This is a genomic window from Terribacillus sp. AE2B 122 (assembly GCF_902497585.1).
In the GTDB taxonomy this organism is placed as follows: domain Bacteria; phylum Bacillota; class Bacilli; order Bacillales; family Amphibacillaceae; genus Terribacillus; species Terribacillus saccharophilus_A.
Genome location: NZ_LR700942.1, coordinates 401,406 through 418,136, shown reverse-complemented (window position 1 = coordinate 418,136; position 16,731 = coordinate 401,406). Strand labels below are relative to the sequence as shown.

Annotated in this window: 20 protein-coding genes and 1 riboswitch; of the genes, 5 read left to right on the top strand and 15 right to left on the bottom strand. The window is 44.5% G+C overall.

The features are described from left to right. Positions 1-7: 7 nt before the first annotated feature. The 9 genes from spoIIIAE to AE2B122_RS02150 all read right to left on the bottom strand — a co-directional run bounded on the left by spoIIIAE (position 8) and on the right by AE2B122_RS02150 (position 6,026). On the bottom strand, positions 8-1,183 hold the full coding sequence (gene spoIIIAE / locus AE2B122_RS02190; RefSeq protein WP_175072968.1) for a stage III sporulation protein AE: 1,176 nt from the start codon (positions 1,181-1,183) through the stop codon (positions 8-10). 13 nt (positions 1,184-1,196) lie between these two features. Beyond that, a complete protein-coding gene (gene spoIIIAD / locus AE2B122_RS02185) occupies positions 1,197-1,595 on the bottom strand; it encodes a stage III sporulation protein AD (RefSeq protein WP_245609722.1) in 399 nt (132 codons plus the stop codon). A gap of 4 nt (positions 1,596-1,599) precedes the next feature. Then, positions 1,600-1,806, bottom strand: a complete 207-nt coding sequence (spoIIIAC, locus tag AE2B122_RS02180; protein ID WP_038561221.1) for a stage III sporulation protein AC — start codon at positions 1,804-1,806, stop codon at positions 1,600-1,602. A 23-nt stretch (positions 1,807-1,829) separates the two neighbouring features. Further along, a complete protein-coding gene (gene spoIIIAB, locus AE2B122_RS02175) occupies positions 1,830-2,342 on the bottom strand; it encodes a stage III sporulation protein SpoIIIAB (RefSeq protein WP_095268729.1) in 513 nt (170 codons plus the stop codon). Beyond that, entirely contained in the window at positions 2,339-3,253 is a 915-nt protein-coding gene (spoIIIAA, locus tag AE2B122_RS02170) for a stage III sporulation protein AA (RefSeq protein ID WP_175072967.1), read from the bottom strand. The genes spoIIIAB and spoIIIAA overlap by 4 nt, the downstream gene beginning before the upstream one ends. A 120-nt stretch (positions 3,254-3,373) precedes the next feature. Beyond that, on the bottom strand, positions 3,374-3,931 hold the full coding sequence (gene efp, locus AE2B122_RS02165) for an elongation factor P (protein WP_095218026.1): 558 nt from the start codon (positions 3,929-3,931) through the stop codon (positions 3,374-3,376). Between the two features lie 25 nt (positions 3,932-3,956). Then, the gene (locus AE2B122_RS02160; RefSeq protein ID WP_175072966.1) at positions 3,957-5,018 is read right to left on the bottom strand and encodes a Xaa-Pro peptidase family protein; all 1,062 of its coding nucleotides are present in this window, start codon (positions 5,016-5,018) and stop codon (positions 3,957-3,959) included. An 18-nt stretch (positions 5,019-5,036) separates the two neighbouring features. Then, the gene (gene aroQ, locus AE2B122_RS02155; protein WP_095218028.1) at positions 5,037-5,465 is read right to left on the bottom strand and encodes a type II 3-dehydroquinate dehydratase; all 429 of its coding nucleotides are present in this window, start codon (positions 5,463-5,465) and stop codon (positions 5,037-5,039) included. Between the two features lie 84 nt (positions 5,466-5,549). Beyond that, on the bottom strand, positions 5,550-6,026 hold the full coding sequence (locus tag AE2B122_RS02150) for a YqhR family membrane protein (protein ID WP_175072965.1): 477 nt from the start codon (positions 6,024-6,026) through the stop codon (positions 5,550-5,552). A 119-nt stretch (positions 6,027-6,145) separates the two neighbouring features. Between AE2B122_RS02150 and AE2B122_RS02145 the strand changes: the two genes are divergently transcribed. After that, the gene (locus AE2B122_RS02145; RefSeq protein WP_175072964.1) at positions 6,146-7,090 is read left to right on the top strand and encodes a DUF1385 domain-containing protein; all 945 of its coding nucleotides are present in this window, start codon (positions 6,146-6,148) and stop codon (positions 7,088-7,090) included. 43 nt (positions 7,091-7,133) lie between these two features. Continuing rightward, entirely contained in the window at positions 7,134-7,556 is a 423-nt protein-coding gene (locus AE2B122_RS02140) for an SA1362 family protein (protein ID WP_254593391.1), read from the top strand. Positions 7,557-7,569: 13 nt separating this feature from the next. On the opposite strand, the gene AE2B122_RS02135 is transcribed toward AE2B122_RS02140, so the two are convergent. After that, the gene (locus AE2B122_RS02135; protein ID WP_095218032.1) at positions 7,570-8,457 is read right to left on the bottom strand and encodes a patatin-like phospholipase family protein; all 888 of its coding nucleotides are present in this window, start codon (positions 8,455-8,457) and stop codon (positions 7,570-7,572) included. 87 nt (positions 8,458-8,544) lie between these two features. After that, positions 8,545-8,964, bottom strand: coding sequence for a transcriptional regulator MntR (gene mntR / locus AE2B122_RS02130; RefSeq protein ID WP_095218033.1), 420 nt, complete (start codon positions 8,962-8,964; stop codon positions 8,545-8,547). A gap of 194 nt (positions 8,965-9,158) precedes the next feature. On the opposite strand from mntR, the gene AE2B122_RS02125 reads away from it, so the two are divergent. Further along, on the top strand, positions 9,159-9,545 hold the full coding sequence (locus AE2B122_RS02125) for a rhodanese-like domain-containing protein (RefSeq protein WP_038561256.1): 387 nt from the start codon (positions 9,159-9,161) through the stop codon (positions 9,543-9,545). A 34-nt stretch (positions 9,546-9,579) separates the two neighbouring features. Here the strand turns inward: AE2B122_RS02125 and gcvPB are convergent, their stop codons facing one another. Genes gcvPB through gcvT form a run of 3 tightly spaced genes read right to left on the bottom strand, consistent with a single transcriptional unit; the run spans position 9,580 to position 13,503 of the window. Beyond that, positions 9,580-11,043 (bottom strand): aminomethyl-transferring glycine dehydrogenase subunit GcvPB, encoded by a 1,464-nt coding sequence (gene gcvPB, locus AE2B122_RS02120; protein WP_175072962.1) that lies wholly within the window; start codon positions 11,041-11,043, stop codon positions 9,580-9,582. Continuing rightward, entirely contained in the window at positions 11,027-12,385 is a 1,359-nt protein-coding gene (gene gcvPA, locus AE2B122_RS02115) for an aminomethyl-transferring glycine dehydrogenase subunit GcvPA (protein WP_175072961.1), read from the bottom strand. Before gcvPA ends, gcvPB begins: the two co-directional genes overlap by 17 nt. 14 nt (positions 12,386-12,399) lie before the next feature. Continuing rightward, on the bottom strand, positions 12,400-13,503 hold the full coding sequence (gcvT, locus tag AE2B122_RS02110; RefSeq protein ID WP_245840297.1) for a glycine cleavage system aminomethyltransferase GcvT: 1,104 nt from the start codon (positions 13,501-13,503) through the stop codon (positions 12,400-12,402). Positions 13,504-13,657: 154 nt separating this feature from the next. Next, a riboswitch (glycine riboswitch) is annotated at positions 13,658-13,745 on the bottom strand. 195 nt (positions 13,746-13,940) lie between these two features. Here gcvT and AE2B122_RS02105 point away from each other — a divergent pair. After that, on the top strand, positions 13,941-15,596 hold the full coding sequence (locus AE2B122_RS02105) for a DEAD/DEAH box helicase (protein ID WP_175072960.1): 1,656 nt from the start codon (positions 13,941-13,943) through the stop codon (positions 15,594-15,596). After that, on the top strand, positions 15,589-16,428 hold the full coding sequence (locus AE2B122_RS02100; protein WP_175072959.1) for a YqhG family protein: 840 nt from the start codon (positions 15,589-15,591) through the stop codon (positions 16,426-16,428). The genes AE2B122_RS02105 and AE2B122_RS02100 overlap by 8 nt, the downstream gene beginning before the upstream one ends. Positions 16,429-16,444: 16 nt before the next feature. Here AE2B122_RS02100 and AE2B122_RS02095 read toward each other — a convergent pair whose 3' ends face one another. Next, a complete protein-coding gene (locus AE2B122_RS02095; RefSeq protein ID WP_084160700.1) occupies positions 16,445-16,615 on the bottom strand; it encodes a YqzE family protein in 171 nt (56 codons plus the stop codon). Positions 16,616-16,731: the final 116 nt, after the last annotated feature.

Genomic DNA, 16,731 nt, shown 5'->3' with positions numbered 1-16,731 from the left:
TCAGCTCCTATCTCAGCATTAATGTAACGTTGCTCGAAGCGACAATGATCACAATAGCTATGAAGAACATGAACGCAACAACGAGCAAACAAGCAAAAATATAAAGGATATATTTACTCATCACTTGCATCGATTTGATGATCGGACCATCACCTAGCGGCTGCAGCAAGGCTGCGGCAATTTTGTAGATCAGTGCGATGGCAAGAATCTTTATTGCAGGGAATAAGGAGATTGCTAAGACGATCAGCACCCCGACAATTCCGATTGCATTCTTCAGAAGAAGCGAAGCACTAAGTACAGTATCAGTGGCATCGGTGAACATCCGGCCAATGACGGGTATGAAGTTTCCTGTAACGAATTTGGCTGTCTTCATCGCTACACCATCCTGGACAGCTGTAACGGCGCCCTGGACGGAGATGACACCAAGGAAGACAGAAAAGAAAATTCCTAACAGCCATAGCCCTATATTTTTCAATAAATCAGCAAGCTGGGTAACCGGGTATTCTTTGTTGATTGTACTGACTAGATGCAAAAGAGCGCTCATGAGGAATAACGGGATAATTATCTTAGCGATCAATAGACCGCTGGCATGAATAAGGAAAACGATTATCGGATGAAAGAAAGCAACAGCAGATAAACTTCCAAATGAAGCCATCAATCCGAGCAGCAGCGGAATCAAAGCCAGCATAAAATCACTCATACCATTGATAGCTTCCATTGCATAATTCACTGACAAACGGAAACTATTCAAAAGAAGTGTCAGAAGAACCATACATACGATCAAATAAGCAACTTTGCTGATTGAGCCTTTATTGAATGCGGTTTGGATCGTTTGGAGGATGCTGCTGAAAAGCGTTAAAAGAATCAAAATACCAAGCAGCTTTCCATTTAAGAGCAGCTCATACAGCAGATATTCAAAAAGCCCTTTCAGCCACGATTGGATGGAAATGTCTCCTTGCTGTTTGATAAAATCAACAAAAGAGCCTTTCTCCAGTTCCGGGATAAATTGGCCGTACTTATCAGATAAAAGCTCCCAATACTCAGTGAGTTCTTCTGTCGGAAGGCTATCGAATGCTGTGACCGCAACTTCCTGTTCTTCCGCTGGATCTGTCTCCCCATAAGCAGCTGATGGAACCGCAAGTACACCAAACAAAGCAAAAAGAATTACCAAGCAGCGTTTCAACGTATCCAGCTCCTTATCCGCCCGGCATGAAACTCATGATTGTCTCGATGACCGCTGTCAGAATCGGTATGGCCACCGTTATGATAATGATCTTTCCGGCAAGCTCTATTTTTGCAGCAATTGCTGACAATCCGGCGTCTCGTGTTAAATGCGCACCAAATTCCGTGATATAAGCAATGCCGATGATTTTCAAAATCGTCTTGATATAAAGACCTTCTACATTTGCCCGTTCACCCAGCTGCTCAATCAAAAGCAGGATGCCTGTAATCTTTTGCAAGATGAACAGGAAAATAATGATACCTGTCACTACTACTACGAAAAATGCAATGGATGAATTTTGTTCTTTTACAATCAAGGCAAGCAAACTTGCTACAATGCCAATGGATACGATTATAATAATATCCATCTTAATCGCCTCATCCCTGGAATAAGAACACCGACTTGATCTGCTGGAACAATTCCGATAATTTGCCCAAGACGATGAGCAGTACGAGTATGAATCCCATCAGTGTTGTAAATTGTGCAATCTCTTCCTTACCCATTTGCTTCAATACAGTATGAATGATTGCAACAATCATCCCGATACCTGCGATTTGAAATAGAATCATTGCTTCTCCGAGCATAGCGGACTCCTTTCCTACCTCGTTCAGATAAGCAGTAGTACGATAAGCAAACCTGTCAGGAATCCGAGGTTTCGGATCATTTTCCCATAGCGCTGGTTGGCTTCTTCTGATTCCTCCAGCTCCCGTTCCAGGTGGGTTCTGGCCAGCTGGATATGCTTTTGCTGCTGTTCAAAATCATGCTGACCAAGAGTACGGCCGAATTGCAGCCACACATCCTTCTCAGAAGGTTTTAGCGCTGTTGCGCCTATCCAAGATTCTGTCGTCTCTTCCCAGCAGTCATACAAATCCACCGGGTGCAGCAGCAGCTTATCTGATAGAGATCGAAAAAAGGCAGCTGCCGGCTGTGGAATTTGCTTGGCCAGATTATCGCTTGTTTCAATAATGCTTGTCTGACTATAAAGGATTTCTGCCTCCATCACTTGCAGACTGCTGATCAGCTGCCGGATTTGCTTCGGGCGCTGCTGCAGTCTGCGGGATAAATCGAAACCTACCCAAGTTGCTGCGATAAGTACAAGTATCGCTCCTACCCACTTCATGCGTTTGCACCTGCTGGGCTGGCTGTTTCCAACACTGCTTGTACTACGCCAGGGGACATCCCCTTCTTCAAAATGACGATGCGTTCAAACACTTCTTGTTCAAATAGGGGCCTTAAGGAAGGACGATGACGAATGGAATCTAAGCTGTCTCCATGAACACTGCAAACGATCTTTACACCTGCATGCAAGGCTTCCAACAGCGCCTGGACATCACGTTCGCTTCCAATCTCGTCAGCCACTATCACATCAGGAGACATCGATCGAATCAGCATCATCAATCCTTCTGCTTTTGGACAGGCATCCATGATATCTGTCCTTTTTCCAAGATCATGTTGCGGAATGCCATTTATGCTGCCTCCAATTTCAGAGCGTTCGTCAACGACTGCTGTCTTCATCGCTTTATATTGCTGCCAGCCTGTGGATAGAGAACGAACAATATCCCGAAGAATGGTCGTTTTACCGGACTTCGGCGGTCCTATGATAAGCGTGTGGCGACAAGTGCCGTCAGGCTTGTACAAGGAAGACATAATTCTACTCGCTGCTCCTGGTCTGGCCTTCGCAATTCTTATATTGAAGGAGGATATATGCTTGAGAGCCTTGACGACACCGCCCTCTGTATTAACTTGTCCGCTCAAACCGACTCGATGGCCTCCTGCAATGGTGATATAGCCTTCTCGTAATTCATTTTCAAGTGCATATAAAGAAAAATCACTCAATTGATTCAGCATAAACCGAGCATCCGCAGCCTCCATTAGCGATGCTTCTATCCATTCGGTTCTGTCATCGAAGCAGAGCTCAAGTTGCTGGTTCGTCCGACAGCGAATTTCCTGCAGCTTATCCCATCGCCCTCCTACTTTTTCTGACAATAGTGCTTGTAAAGGCGGTCGAAACAATTTCTGGATTTCCTTCATTCTTGCTCACCTCTAACTTCGATTGGACATGTTGCCCATACTGTAATGTATGTGCCTCGGGTTTGTTTATGCACAAAAAAAGAGCCTCTTCCCATATGGGGAAGAGACTCTTTAGATAGCTTATGCGCGGGAAACGTATTTCCCGTCAGAAGTGTTTATAAGCAATACATCACCTTCATTAATGAAGAATGGTACTTGCACACTCAAGCCCGTTTCAACGATAGCAGGTTTCGTACCGCCGCTAGCAGTGTCACCTTTGATACCTGGCTCTGTTTCTACTACTTTCAATTCTACGTTATTCGGAAGATCCACACCGAGTGTCTCGCCCCCGAAAGTCATAACGCTGATTTCCATGTTTTCTTTTAGGAATTTCAGTTCATATTCGATCTGTGCTGTCTGAAGCTCTAGTTGATCGTATGTGTCTGTGTCCATAAACGTATGTGTTTCACCTGAAGCATAAAGATATTGCATCTTCTTATGTTCAATATGTGCACGAGAAACTTTCTCACCGGCACGGAATGTTTTTTCCTGGATGTTACCGTTACGTAAATTACGCAGCTTAGAACGTACGAATGCCGCACCTTTACCAGGTTTTACGTGCTGGAAATCGATAACCTGCCAAAGGCCATTATCTACTTCAATTGTTAGGCCCGTACGAAAATCGTTTACTGAAATCATTGTTTTCCTCCTTCGAAAACGGCTGTTACAAAGTAATTAAATCCTTAGTGGAGAACGTCAGGCGTTCACTGCCATCAGCTGTCAGCACAAGATCATCCTCAATTCGGCATCCGCCTACTTCCGGTATGTAGATCCCCGGCTCTACTGTAACGACCATTCCCGGCTTCAATACCGTATCGGAGCGGAAGGATAGAGCCGGTGATTCGTGTACATCCATACCAAGACCATGTCCGGTAGAATGTCCGAAGTATTGGTCATAGCCTTTTTCATTGATATAGTCTCGTGTCAGTGCATCGGCTTCCTTACCAGTAATACCCGGTTTGACGCCTGCTACTCCTCGAAGATTCGCCTCTAGTACTATATCATAAATCTCACGTAATTTGTCACTTATCTCCCCTACTGCGAAAGTTCGGGTGATATCCGAGCAATATCCATTGTAAAGGGCACCATAATCAAGTGTGACCAATTCACCCTTCTGAATCTCCTTATCAGAAGCTACACCGTGCGGTAATGCGGAACGGTAACCGGAAGCGACGATGGTATCGAAGCTAGACTGTGTTGCACCCTGCTTGCGCATAAAGAACTCAAGCTCATTGGAAACTTCGATTTCCTTCATGCCTGGCTTCACGAAAGTAAGGATATGTGTGAATGCTGCATCAGCAATCTCGGCAGCGGTCTTCATGATAGCAAGCTCCGCCTCTGATTTAATCAGACGCAGCTCCTCAATCAGGCCCGATGCTGGGATAAGGTCTGCGTGTACAGCATTCTGGAACTGTTGGTACAGTGCGAAAGTAACATCCTCATGCTCGAATCCAGCTTGCTGAGCACCTTCTTTAAGAAGCTGTGCAGCCGCTTCCTGGATGATGGACTGTTTGTGCTCGATGATTTCAAAATCAGGTGCTTGTTCTGTTGCTTGCTCCATATAACGGAAATCAGTAATGAATAACTGCTTAGATTTAGTAATGATAAGCAATCCAGCACTTCCTGTAAAACCTGATATGTATCGGCGATTCTGAGCACTCGTTACGATGAATGCGTCCAATTTTTTCTTTTCCATTAAAGCACGTAATTTCTCTATTTTCTCCATCTGTTTCTTCCTCTCCCTTTATTTCTCCAGCAGTGCTAAAGCTGCATATCGGTAGCCTTTAATCCCCAGACCAACGACCTGCCCCTTACATACGGATGCCAGCATCGAATGATGACGAAATTCCTCCCGGGTATGGATATTGGATATATGTACTTCCAGAACCGGAATCGGGACACTGGCAATTGCATCCCTGATTGCGATGCTAGTATGCGTATAAGCGGCAGCATTCAGGATGATACCGCTGCATGTACGGCCAGCCTCTTGTATCTTATCCACCATTGCACCTTCATGATTCGACTGAAAGTCATCCAGTTCATATCCGAAGCTATCCGTCACTTTCTTAACTTCAGCTACCACATCGGCCAGCGTATGACTTCCGTAAATACCGGGCTCTCTCGTTCCGAGCAAGTTTAAATTTGGTCCATTGATCAACATTAAGCGATTCACGTTCTTCATCCTTTGGTTACATTATTTTAACTTTCACATAGTGTAACATAAGACGAAGCCTTTGTGATTGAAAATTCGAAATGCTTAATTATCCTGGTATGCTTCGCTTTGTTGGTATTCAAAGTTTATGCTGTATCCGATAAATACAGCATAAAGCAAATACAAGCACATTGTCGTGATATTTGCATTCCGATCTGCTTGGAAAGCACTATCTACTCCATGGATAACCGGGGCCAGCACTAATTGGACAAGGACCCAGAGCACAGCACCGAAGATCAGGCTGGGCAGCATGCCTTGCTGTTTCTTCAAGAATAGGAAATACAGGTAAGCGATTAAAATGGATAGAATCCCGACTAGGAATATGCTAATTAACTCTGCCACCCATGTCTGTGCCCAAGGCATCCAAACCCAGGAACGGAGGACGAAATCCGCCACAGACAAATCGGTGAAATGAAAGAAGTACGCTACCCATGCGAGAGCTGACCAAAGCACGCCGCCGACGAATCCGGTCACAACGGCACTTCTATTAAAACGTGATGCAGTTTTCCGATTTTGCTGCATAAAACTCACCTCAATACGTAGCATGCCTTGATTATACGATTTTAATCACAGATCCCATCTAGTGTTATCTGTATTTTTTTAGTAAAATAGAAGGAAATCGAAACGAGGCTGGTGAAATAATGTCAGATAAACAAACCAATACCTATGGCGGGCAAGCCGTCATTGAAGGTGTCATGTTTGCGGGAAAAAACAGCTTCGTTACAGCCGTTCGCAGAAATGACGAGAGCATTGACTACTTAACCGTCGAACGCCAAGACAATCCGAAACTATCCAAGCTGAAAAAGATACCTATACTGCGAGGGATCGCAGCGATTATACACGCCAGCGCTAATGGTACAAAGCATCTAAATTTTTCCTCAGAACGTTATGGGGTCAATCCGGAGGACGATGCTCAGATTGTTCCAGAAGAGAAGAAATCAAAGCTGGCGATGATTATCGGTATCGGTGCTGTTGGAGTACTATCCTTCATTTTCGGAAAATTGATATTTACACTGACTCCTGCACTTGTCGCCGATTTCTTCGACAAGTGGCTTCCTTCCAGATTCGAACAGGTTGCACTGGAAGGTTTCCTGAAGCTTATTTTGCTTCTCGCATATGTTTATCTTGTTTCCCTTACACCATTGATCAAGCGGGTTTTTCAATATCACGGTGCTGAACATAAGGTAATCAACTGTTACGAAAACTGCCTGCCGCTTACGGTAGAGAATGTCCAGAAACAATCTCGTCTTCATTATCGATGCGGATCGAGCTTTATGCTGTTTACTGTCATAGTCGGCGTGATCGTGTATATGTTCGTTGCAACAGATCCGCTATGGTGGCGTATGGTGAACCGTATCCTGCTCCTGCCGATTGTCATCGGGCTTTCTTTTGAGGTACTTCAGCTGACGAACAAGGTTCGTGATATCCCTGTTCTTCGCTTTCTCGGCTATCCAGGTCTTTGGCTGCAGCTAGTTACAACAAAAGAGCCCAAGGATGATCAAGTGGAAGTTGCACTGGCTTCTTTCAAAAAAGTGCTAGAAAATGATTCTGTACAGGTGAATAGTGGTATAAAGATAGTAAGATAAAGAAACCATGTCACCATCAAGGCATGGAAAGGAGGAAAATGGGTTGCGTAGATCTGGGTCTTCCATCATCGTCTTTGTTTTGATTGGCCTTGCTGTTATCGGTGTCAGCATGCAGCTCGTGACAAATCCAGGAGCATTCTTCCAAAATGTGCTTGTCTGGATCGGAGGTGCCGTTCTTTTCGGTGCATTGCTTTATTTTATACTTACACGCATGCGTGGCCGTAATACTTCAGCTGGGAGCGGCAGCAGCAGCGATATGCAGAAATATAAGAAAGCTGTAAAGCAATCCAAACAGAAATACAAACAGCCCAAAGCCCGCCCTGTCAACAAACCAGCGAAACAAGCTGCTAGCATTAAGAAAGCTTCCGTTGCTAGAAAAAAACGAACGGTTAAAGATCGGTCTGGCGGTCCACAGCTTCGTGTCATTGAAGGCAATAAACAGAAACGGAAAAAGTCGAGCATCTGATGCCCGACTTTTTTTATGGCCAGCGCTTTAGGAAGTGCTCTGCCTTCTCTCGGCCCCCTGTTATCAGTTTCTCCTTTTCTATAGCCGATATATTGAAATCGGCCATTCCGATGTCCTCTACCGGAATAAAGATGATATCCCTTGCTGTTTCCTGATTTATGTGGCGCATATCATGTGCTACCTTCATCGTTTTAAAAAGCGCATAAAACAAATCAAAAGATTGGTGGACTTTTTGAACCGGAATTTTTTGTACTGCTTCACTTAGCTTCATACCTAAGATCGGGCGTCTTAATAGACGTTCATCTCCATCCAGCGTCCAGATTGGGAAGTTACTTAACAATCCGCCATCCAGCAGTAGACTTCTTTTTCGGTTGCTGTATAGCAGCTTAGCCGGCATGAATATGTACGGAATACCTGCGCTCATCCTGATGGCCCGTGCTACTGGGAAACTTCCACCATCTATTCCATATGTCTCAGCTAAATCATCCGGAAAAACGATTAAGCGTCCCAAGGTTACATCTGCGGCAATCACTTTCAATGTTCTTGGCTTCAAATCTTGAAAGGTATATACCTGCTTTTTTGCCAATGCTTCATAAAGCCAGCGTTCCAACGCATTCCCCTTGTACAGCCCCATCTTGAAATAAAGCGTCAGCCAGTTGGCAAAAGGAATATACCTAGTAAGCTTAATAGGATCAGTGAATTTACTGATATCTGTTTCCTGTAATAATGCTTCCATTTCTTTTCCGCTATATCCCGCTGCCAGCAACCCGGCGACAATGGCACCAGCAGAGGTGCCCGCTACATTTTCAAACTCATATTTCTCCTTCTCCACAGCCTGAATAGCACCGATGAAGGCGAAAGCCTTCACCCCCCCACCTGAGAAAACGCCGTCTATTTTCATAAGCACACTCCATGATGACTTTTTATTATACCTAATCAGGAAAGTGCTCCTTTAGAACAAAAAAACCATCCAAATGGATGGTTTGAGTTAAGACTTCTGTTTTTGCTGTATTTTGATTAGCGCTTCTTTTCGTTCATTATCTTCCTGGAAGTACTGAACAAGATTGCCGATCCGCTCGATGGAATTCCAGCTCATATGATGCTCAATTCCTTCTACATCCTGATAGATATTCTCTTCCTCGACACCGATAATCCGCAGGAAGTCTTCCAAAAGTTTATGCCGATAGACAAGCCGTTTGCCGACCTGCTCTCCTTTATCAGTAAGAATCAAGCCACGGTACTTTTCATATTTCAGATATTCATCTTTGTCCAGCTTCTGCACCATTTTTGTAACAGAAGACGGATGTACCTGCAGGTTCTCTGCTATATCAGACACACGGGCATATCCCTTTTGTTCCATTAATATGTAAATTTGTTCAATATAATCTTCCATGCTCGGTGTAGGCATAAAATTCCTCCATTCAATCCACTGCAACTTCTACATCTTTATATGATACACCTTTTCGAGCGGACAAACAAGCCAACAAAGTTGAAGCAGGTAAAAAGTGTTACACTTATATGAACGGCTATTAAAAAATCTTTGAAAATAAGCGCTTGCTTGCTATAATGTAAGTTGGAGTATCAGCAGATGGGGGAAATGACATGGAAGCAGTATTAGTTATCGGAATTGCACTGATTGTATTCATCGCATATAGTGTAATCCGCTATTTCATTCAGAAGAAACACCTGAAAACTCTTACAGAGGAAGAATTCAAAGCTGGATACCGTAAAGCACAGCTGATTGATGTTCGTGAACCGAAGGAATTCGATGGCGGACACATTCTAGGTGCACGAAATATCCCGTTAACCCAGCTTCGCTACCGTTTGGCTGAAATCCGCAAGGACAAGCCCGTTTATATGTATGATCAAAACGGTACACGTACTGTTCGTACTGCAGCAATGCTGCATAAAAAAGGCTATCAGGATCTTAATCAGCTTAAAGGCGGTTTCAAAGCCTGGAGCGGTAAGATCAAACGAAAAGGCGAATAAAAGAGCTTTGCACATGATGTGCAAAGCTCTTTTATTATTCTGGTATATAGCGAAGAATCGGTTTTCTGGCGGCAGTCGTTTCGTCCATTCTGCTCACTACTGTCGTATGCGGGGCTTCCTGCACGATTTCTGGATGACTTTCAGCATCCGCTGCAATTTCCAGCATCGTATCAATGAAACTATCCAATGTTTCTTTTGCCTCTGTTTCGGTTGGCTCAATCATCAGTGCCTCTTCCACATTAAGCGGGAAGTAGATGGTCGGTGGATGGTACCCGAAATCAAGCAATCGTTTCGCGATATCAAGCGTACGGACACCAAGCTTTTTCTGTCTGCGTCCGGAAAGAACGAATTCATGCTTGCAATGCTGTGTGTATGGCAGATCAAATGCTTCACTCAAGCGACGCATCATGTAATTTGCATTCAGGACAGCATATTCACTTACGCGTTTAAGCCCTTCTGGTCCCATTGTACGGATATACGTATATGCACGAACATTGATACCGAAGTTTCCGTAATAAGGTTTCACGCGACCGATTGAGTCTGGACGGTTTTCGTCAAGGATGATTTCTTCTCCTTGTCTGCGTACGACAGGCTTCGGCAGAAATGCTGCAAGCTCCTCCGAAACACCGACAGGGCCAGATCCTGGTCCTCCGCCGCCATGCGGACCAGTGAACGTTTTATGCAAGTTCAAGTGCACCACATCAAAGCCCATATCTCCAGGTCTTGTATAACCCATGATGGCATTCAGATTTGCACCATCATAATACAATTTGCCGCCTGCTTCATGGACAATCTTGGCCATTTCCAAAATATCCTTTTCGAACAGACCGAGTGTATTCGGATTCGTAAGCATCAGCGCTGCTGTATCTTCTCCAACGACGCGACGCAAATCATCCAAGTCTACTAGTCCTTCTTCATTGGATTTCACTGTTACAGATTCGAATCCAGCAACCGTCGCTGAAGCTGGATTTGTACCATGCGCTGAATCCGGCACGATAACCTTCGTACGCTGCATCTCTCCATTTTTCTCATGTAGAGCACGGATCATCATAAGTCCAGTCCATTCTCCATGAGCTCCTGCTGCAGGCTGCAAGGAAACCTCGTGCATGCCGGTAATTTCCTTCAGCTGCTCCTGAAGATCGAACATAAGCTCTAGTGCACCTTGGGCCGTTTTCGTATCCTGATATGGATGCACATGGCTGAATCCTTCCATTCGGATAACATCTTCATTGATTTTCGGATTATACTTCATCGTACAAGAGCCGAGTGGATAGAACCCTGAATCGACGCCGTAATTTCTTCTTGATAGAGCTGTATAATGTCTAATGATTTGCAGCTCGCTCAGCTCCGGAAGTTCTGCAGGCTCACTGCGGATATAAGCTGATTCAAAAACTTCTGAAAGATCCGTTTCTGGAACATCCAGCGGCGGCAAGCTATAACCTGTCCTGCCTGGTTTCGTTTGTTCGAATAACAATGGGAAATCAGTATTGTTTTGCATGGACTGCCGCCACCTCTCTTACGAATGTATCAATCTGTTCTTTTGTGCGCTGCTCCGTCACAGCAACAAGTATGTGGTTCTTCAAACGATCATCCGTCCGTCCCAAGTGATACCCCCCGATAAACCCTTGTGTAACCAGATGATCATTCAGTGCATCTGCATCGTCTTCTACTTTGATTACCAACTCATTAAAGAAGGCGCCTTGGAAGATGACTTGCAGCCCGTGTACTTCAAGCTGCTTTTTCATATAATGCGCTTTTTGAATATTCAAGTGAGCCATTTCAGCTACACCTTTCTTCCCCAGTGCACTCATCGCCACCGAGGAAGCCAATGCGTTCAACGCCTGATTGGAACAAATATTCGATGTTGCCTTATCTCGGCGGATATGCTGTTCGCGAGCTTGAAGTGTTAGAACAAAGCCACGTCTGCCTTCTTCATCTTTCGTCTGACCGACAAGTCTTCCCGGCAGTTTGCGCATCAATTTTGCTGAGCTTGCGAAATAGCCGCAATGTGGTCCGCCAAACTGTGCAGGGATACCGAATACTTGCGTATCACCAACGACAATATCTGCTCCAAAGCTGCCTGGTGGTGTCAAGAATCCTAGAGCCAATGGATTACTGGAGACAACCATCATCGCTTTCGGCTGTGCATCAATGATGTTACGAATATCGGCTAACGGTTCGACCTGTCCGAAGAAGTTTGGATATTGCACAATAACACTTGCCGTATCGGCGTCTACTGCTTCTTCCAGTGCTTGTAAATCTGTCAAACCATCCTTATGCGGAACAGTGACAATTTCCAAATGCTGTCCTCTTCCGTATGAATCGATCACCTGACGAGATTCAGGATGAACGGCTTCTGATACAACAATTTTCTTCTTCCTCGTATGACCAGCACTTAGTGTCGCTGCCTCTGCAAGTGCAGTTCCGCCATCATACATGGAACTATTTGCTACATCCATTCCGGTCAGCTCGGCGATCATCGTTTGAAACTCAAAGATTGCCTGCAGCTCGCCTTGAGAAATTTCTGGTTGATACGGCGTGTAAGCTGTATAGAATTCAGATCTGGAGATTACATGATCCACGATCGAAGGGATGTAATGATCGTATACACCCGCTCCAAGGAAGGAAGCATGTGTCTTCATCGTCACATTCCGACTTGCCAAAGCTGCAAGTTCCGCTTTCAGTTCACCTTCACTTTTCGGCTCTTTGATCTGAAGCGGTCCCTTTAAGCGAACTTCCTCCGGAATATCAGAGAAAAGTTCCTCCGTGTCTTTCACGCCTATCGTTTGAAGCATTTCTTCTTTGTCTTGCTCAGTCATCGGTAAGTACCTGAAATCCATGCTGTATCCTCCTTCTATTTCCGTTTATAGAATGGTGTTGCGACAATCTTGGCCTGCAACTGTTTCTTTCGGATCTGCACGTCCACAATATTGCCTTCTTCGGCAGCATTCGCATGTACGAGCGCAAGACCAATATAGCTATCTAGCGTCGGTGACTTCGTTCCTGTCGTTACCTCACCAATTTGTTCGCCGCCGCTGAAGATCGGATATCCATGGCGCGGTATACCTTTTTCCAGCATTTCAATGCCGACGAGCTTTCGCTTCGTTCCGTTCTCTTTTTGCTTCTTTAAGGTTTCTTTACCGATGAAGTCGGCAGATTTGTTCGTCTTCACTGCAAAGCCAATACCAGCCTCGATCGGAGTAATATCCTTCGACAATTCATTTCCATACAGCGGGAGATTCGCCTCAAAGCGTAATGTGTCTCTTGCACCCAACCCAACAGGCTGAAGATTGAATTGCTTACCTTTTTCGAGCAACAGCTCCCATACAGCTTGCCCGCTTGCGGCCGGTCCATAGATTTCAAAGCCATCTTCACCTGTGTAGCCTGTGCGTGAGATAAGAAAATCTCCTTCCACATCTTCCAGCTTCACTGGATAAGCGAATCGGAAAAATGAAATTTCCGACAATTTTTCATCTGTCAGCTGCTGCAGAATTTGCTCCGCATGAGGTCCTTGCAAGGCAACCTGCATGTACGATGCAGATTTATTCTCGATGTTGACATCTTCTCTTTTATGAGAAAGCAGCCATTCGAAATCCTTATCTGTATTGCTGGCATTCACCACCAATAAATAACGGTTCTCTTCCAGCATATAAACGATTAAATCGTCTACTGTTCCGCCATCTTCATAACACATCACACTGTACTGCGCTTTGTTCGGAACGAGCAAGTCAATGTCATTCGTCAGGACAAATTGCAGGAAGTCTTTGCTCGCTGGTCCTTCAACTAAAATCTCACCCATATGGGAAACATCGAACAAGCCAGCTGCTTGCCGCACTGCATGATGCTCTTCCTGGATGCTGCTGAAATGGACTGGCAGTTCCCATCCGCCGAAATCGATCGTCTTGCTGTTAGCCTGATAAGCAGGATAAAGCGGGGTTCTTCTCAACTCACTCATCATCTTGCTCCTCTCTTATGTACCTCGCAACAAAAAACAGAGCCACCTCGAAAAAGCTTTGAGGGGCTCTGTCCATTTACCAGAAAGTTTCTTATCGTCCTTTGGACCATAGTTGCTTCTTGGGTGGCTTCTACTACGGAAGCACTCTCCAGAGTTGCGTCCTGTTGGAGTTCTTTTGCCTGAGAGATTCACTCAATATTTGCTCCTTCGGCGCCGCATATAGCGGTCTCTCCTCCAACATTCACTCGCGGTTTATGAAATTGGAAAACGCGGGCATACTAACAGACAATCAACCTATAAAAAAGCAAAATCCAAACATTCTAATAAAAAATATTAATAATGTCTGGTTTCAGCCTCATTATAACATAACATTTTCAGGATGTGTCTATCTTTTTCGGCTTTTTAAATGAAACTCCGAAGAATAAGGAGATGAAATCACTATGCAGGTGCATATAAAAGATGATAAACCTTTCATCGACATGATGGATGATGTTTTGCAGCAAGAAGGAGAAACAGCCTCATGGGAGCATTTTCAAATGGCATATACAGCTGCAAAAGAAACGAATATTGATACGTTTACCGGGTTGGTTGCACCCGGGTATTTGCCACATATGACCTTCCATCCTCATCAGCTGGAAGCAAGTCGACGAGTTGTGGAAGAAATGAACGGACGCGCCATCTTGGCAGATGAAGTTGGTCTTGGGAAGACTATCGAAGCAGGTCTCGTATTGAAAGAATTGATGATTCGCGGCTTGGTGAAAAAAGTATTGCTGCTTGTGCCGGCGTCTCTTGTCAACCAATGGGTAAACGAATTGAACTCTAAATTCCATATACCTGCTGCCTCCCAGCGAAAGCAATATGTATGGGAGCATTATGATGTGATTGTCTCCTCTATTGACTTGGCAAAACGCTCCCCTCACAGGGAAATCATCCTAGAGCAGGACTATGATTTCGTGCTAATTGATGAGGCTCATAAACTGAAAAACAGCCAGACAAAAAATTATGCTTTTATCCAATCACTTAAGAAGAAATATTGTCTGCTACTGACTGCAACCCCTGTCCAAAACAAACTGAGTGATATTTATAATCTCGTATCCTTGCTTAAGCCTGGCTACCTTGGCAGCTATAAGCAATTCAAAGATACATATGGAGATGACCGAAGAGATGCAGAAGAGCATCATTACTTAAAGGAACTTATCCGGAAAGTGATGGTACGTAACCGGCGTGAAGAAACAGGACTGCAATGGACAAAGCGAAAAGTGGAAACTATTTGGATTGATTTTACCGAACAAGAGCGGCTAGTGTATGAGAATATGCAAGATTCCACCAGCGCCGCTGCGACTTTCGCAAAAATAACCTTACTCCGCGAACTCTGCAGCTCCAGGGAAGCAGCATACTTGTCTATGAAAAAAATGGTGGAGGAAAATCCGGAAACAGGTAATGCTTATTTGCCTGTGATGAAAGAAATCGAAAAGCTGCCACAGCATAGCAAGGCACTGAAAGTGGTAGAGCTGATCAAAGCTGCCCCGCCTGGAGAAAAGTTCATTATTTTCACAGAATATCGAGCAACGCAATTTTACTTGCAATGGACACTGAAGCAGCATGATATATCCTCCGTTCCTTTCCGAGGCGGCTTTAAGGCTGGTAAAAAGGATTGGATGCGCGAGCTGTTTGAAAAACATGCACAAGTTCTGATTGCAACTGAAGCCGGCGGTGAGGGTATCAACCTCCAATTTTGCAGCAATATGATCAATTATGATTTGCCGTGGAATCCTATGCGACTGGAACAGCGCATTGGCCGGATTCATCGTTTTGGTCAGAAAAAGGATGTACAAATCTATAACTTTGCCGTACGCAACACACTTGAAGCGCACATATTGGAATTGCTTTATAAGAAAATTAACCTATTCGAGCGGGTAATCGGTAACCTTGATCATATCCTTGCCGAACTGCAAGTTTCTGATGTAGAAAAAGAGATTAAACGAATTTTTGCCGACTCTCGTTCCGAAGGAGAAATAAAAGTGAAGCTGGATAATTTGACTGCGGTTATTACCGAGACAGGCGAACAGCTGGAAAGGGATAAATTACATGGATAGACACACACTCCATCAGTTTCTGAAGAAATTTTTCCTAACAAATGGCTGTCAGCTGATAGAGGAAAAAGAAGGGCTGCTCCATTTCCTGCTGACTCCAGAACTGGATGAAGAATTGATGAATCGCCCGTTTTATTGGCGATATAAGAAAAGACTTGGTCAAGAAGGCGACCCTATGGAGCTAACCCTCCTAACTGATCCAAACGAGACAGCCGAAAAAGCAGAACATATTCATTTCGGCAGCCCTCGTCTGCATAAGATTTTCCGTCTCATTCGTGACTCCGCTCAAGTTGCTCGTCTTTATGAAAAGGTGGATACAGCTTCCAGGACGCCGTTGTATCCGTGGCTCATCCGCAATATGAGTGTACATTTTTCCGGAAAACGCAAACGTACGGAAACACATTCTGTCGGATTACAGTTATTAAATGGGCAGCTGGAAACCGATTGGATGGAGAACTTCTCTCAGGTCGAATTCAAACAGCAAATCAGTGATCAATGCTATTGCCTTTCCCCTATCATCCGATATCAGAGCGGCTACCAGCGAATAAGCAGTTATATGCATACCTATCTGGATACTATCGATGACAGCTGGGTGAAGGAGACAAAAGATACACTCAAACAAGAAGAAGATTTACTGGCGCATTTTTTCGATCAAAGTGCTCAGGAAGAGCTAGAAGAAGAAATCCGTGAAGAAAGAGCTGCGTTATACAAGAACGAGCTGGATGCAGTGCATAAAAGACTAGTCCCATCCATTCAAATGGATACAATCAATGCCGGCATATTCTATCTCTCTGAAGAGACTGCACGGAAACTTTTCCATAAAAAAGAGGCCTGAATCATGTTCAGGCCTCTTACTTTTTACGACTACGGAAGAACAGCTTGAAAGCAAATGGCAGAACACCAAACCACTTTCCGTGCAGCTGGTGTTTTTCTTTTTCCTTCTGTTTCTTCTCCTGCTTGGGTGCATCCATTTTTTTCACCAGCTCCTGGGTTACGAATCGAAAATAATCATTCGAAGACATGTGCTATTGCCCCCTCTTACTTTTACTTGTAGCGTAGCCAATTTCATTTCTTTCCATACAACCTGTGTTAAGAAAGCTACTTTATTGGGAAGAAATCATTTTTACACGCTCATTCA

Coding starts and splice junctions, on each gene's coding strand:
- AE2B122_RS02105 (WP_175072960.1), top strand. CDS start 13,941: ATGCAGGTGCATATAAAAGATGATAAACCTTTCATCGACATGATGGAT.
- AE2B122_RS02125 (WP_038561256.1), top strand. CDS start 9,159: ATGGAAGCAGTATTAGTTATCGGAATTGCACTGATTGTATTCATCGCA.
- gcvT (WP_245840297.1), bottom strand. CDS start 13,503: ATGATGAGTGAGTTGAGAAGAACCCCGCTTTATCCTGCTTATCAGGCT.
- AE2B122_RS02095 (WP_084160700.1), bottom strand. CDS start 16,615: ATGTCTTCGAATGATTATTTTCGATTCGTAACCCAGGAGCTGGTGAAA.
- mntR (WP_095218033.1), bottom strand. CDS start 8,964: ATGCCTACACCGAGCATGGAAGATTATATTGAACAAATTTACATATTA.
- gcvPA (WP_175072961.1), bottom strand. CDS start 12,385: ATGGATTTCAGGTACTTACCGATGACTGAGCAAGACAAAGAAGAAATG.
- AE2B122_RS02150 (WP_175072965.1), bottom strand. CDS start 6,026: ATGCAGCAAAATCGGAAAACTGCATCACGTTTTAATAGAAGTGCCGTT.
- AE2B122_RS02135 (WP_095218032.1), bottom strand. CDS start 8,457: ATGAAAATAGACGGCGTTTTCTCAGGTGGGGGGGTGAAGGCTTTCGCC.
- efp (WP_095218026.1), bottom strand. CDS start 3,931: ATGATTTCAGTAAACGATTTTCGTACGGGCCTAACAATTGAAGTAGAT.
- spoIIIAB (WP_095268729.1), bottom strand. CDS start 2,342: ATGAAGTGGGTAGGAGCGATACTTGTACTTATCGCAGCAACTTGGGTA.
- AE2B122_RS02145 (WP_175072964.1), top strand. CDS start 6,146: ATGTCAGATAAACAAACCAATACCTATGGCGGGCAAGCCGTCATTGAA.
- AE2B122_RS02100 (WP_175072959.1), top strand. CDS start 15,589: ATGGATAGACACACACTCCATCAGTTTCTGAAGAAATTTTTCCTAACA.
- AE2B122_RS02160 (WP_175072966.1), bottom strand. CDS start 5,018: ATGGAGAAAATAGAGAAATTACGTGCTTTAATGGAAAAGAAAAAATTG.
- gcvPB (WP_175072962.1), bottom strand. CDS start 11,043: ATGCAAAACAATACTGATTTCCCATTGTTATTCGAACAAACGAAACCA.
- spoIIIAC (WP_038561221.1), bottom strand. CDS start 1,806: ATGCTCGGAGAAGCAATGATTCTATTTCAAATCGCAGGTATCGGGATG.
- spoIIIAA (WP_175072967.1), bottom strand. CDS start 3,253: ATGAAGGAAATCCAGAAATTGTTTCGACCGCCTTTACAAGCACTATTG.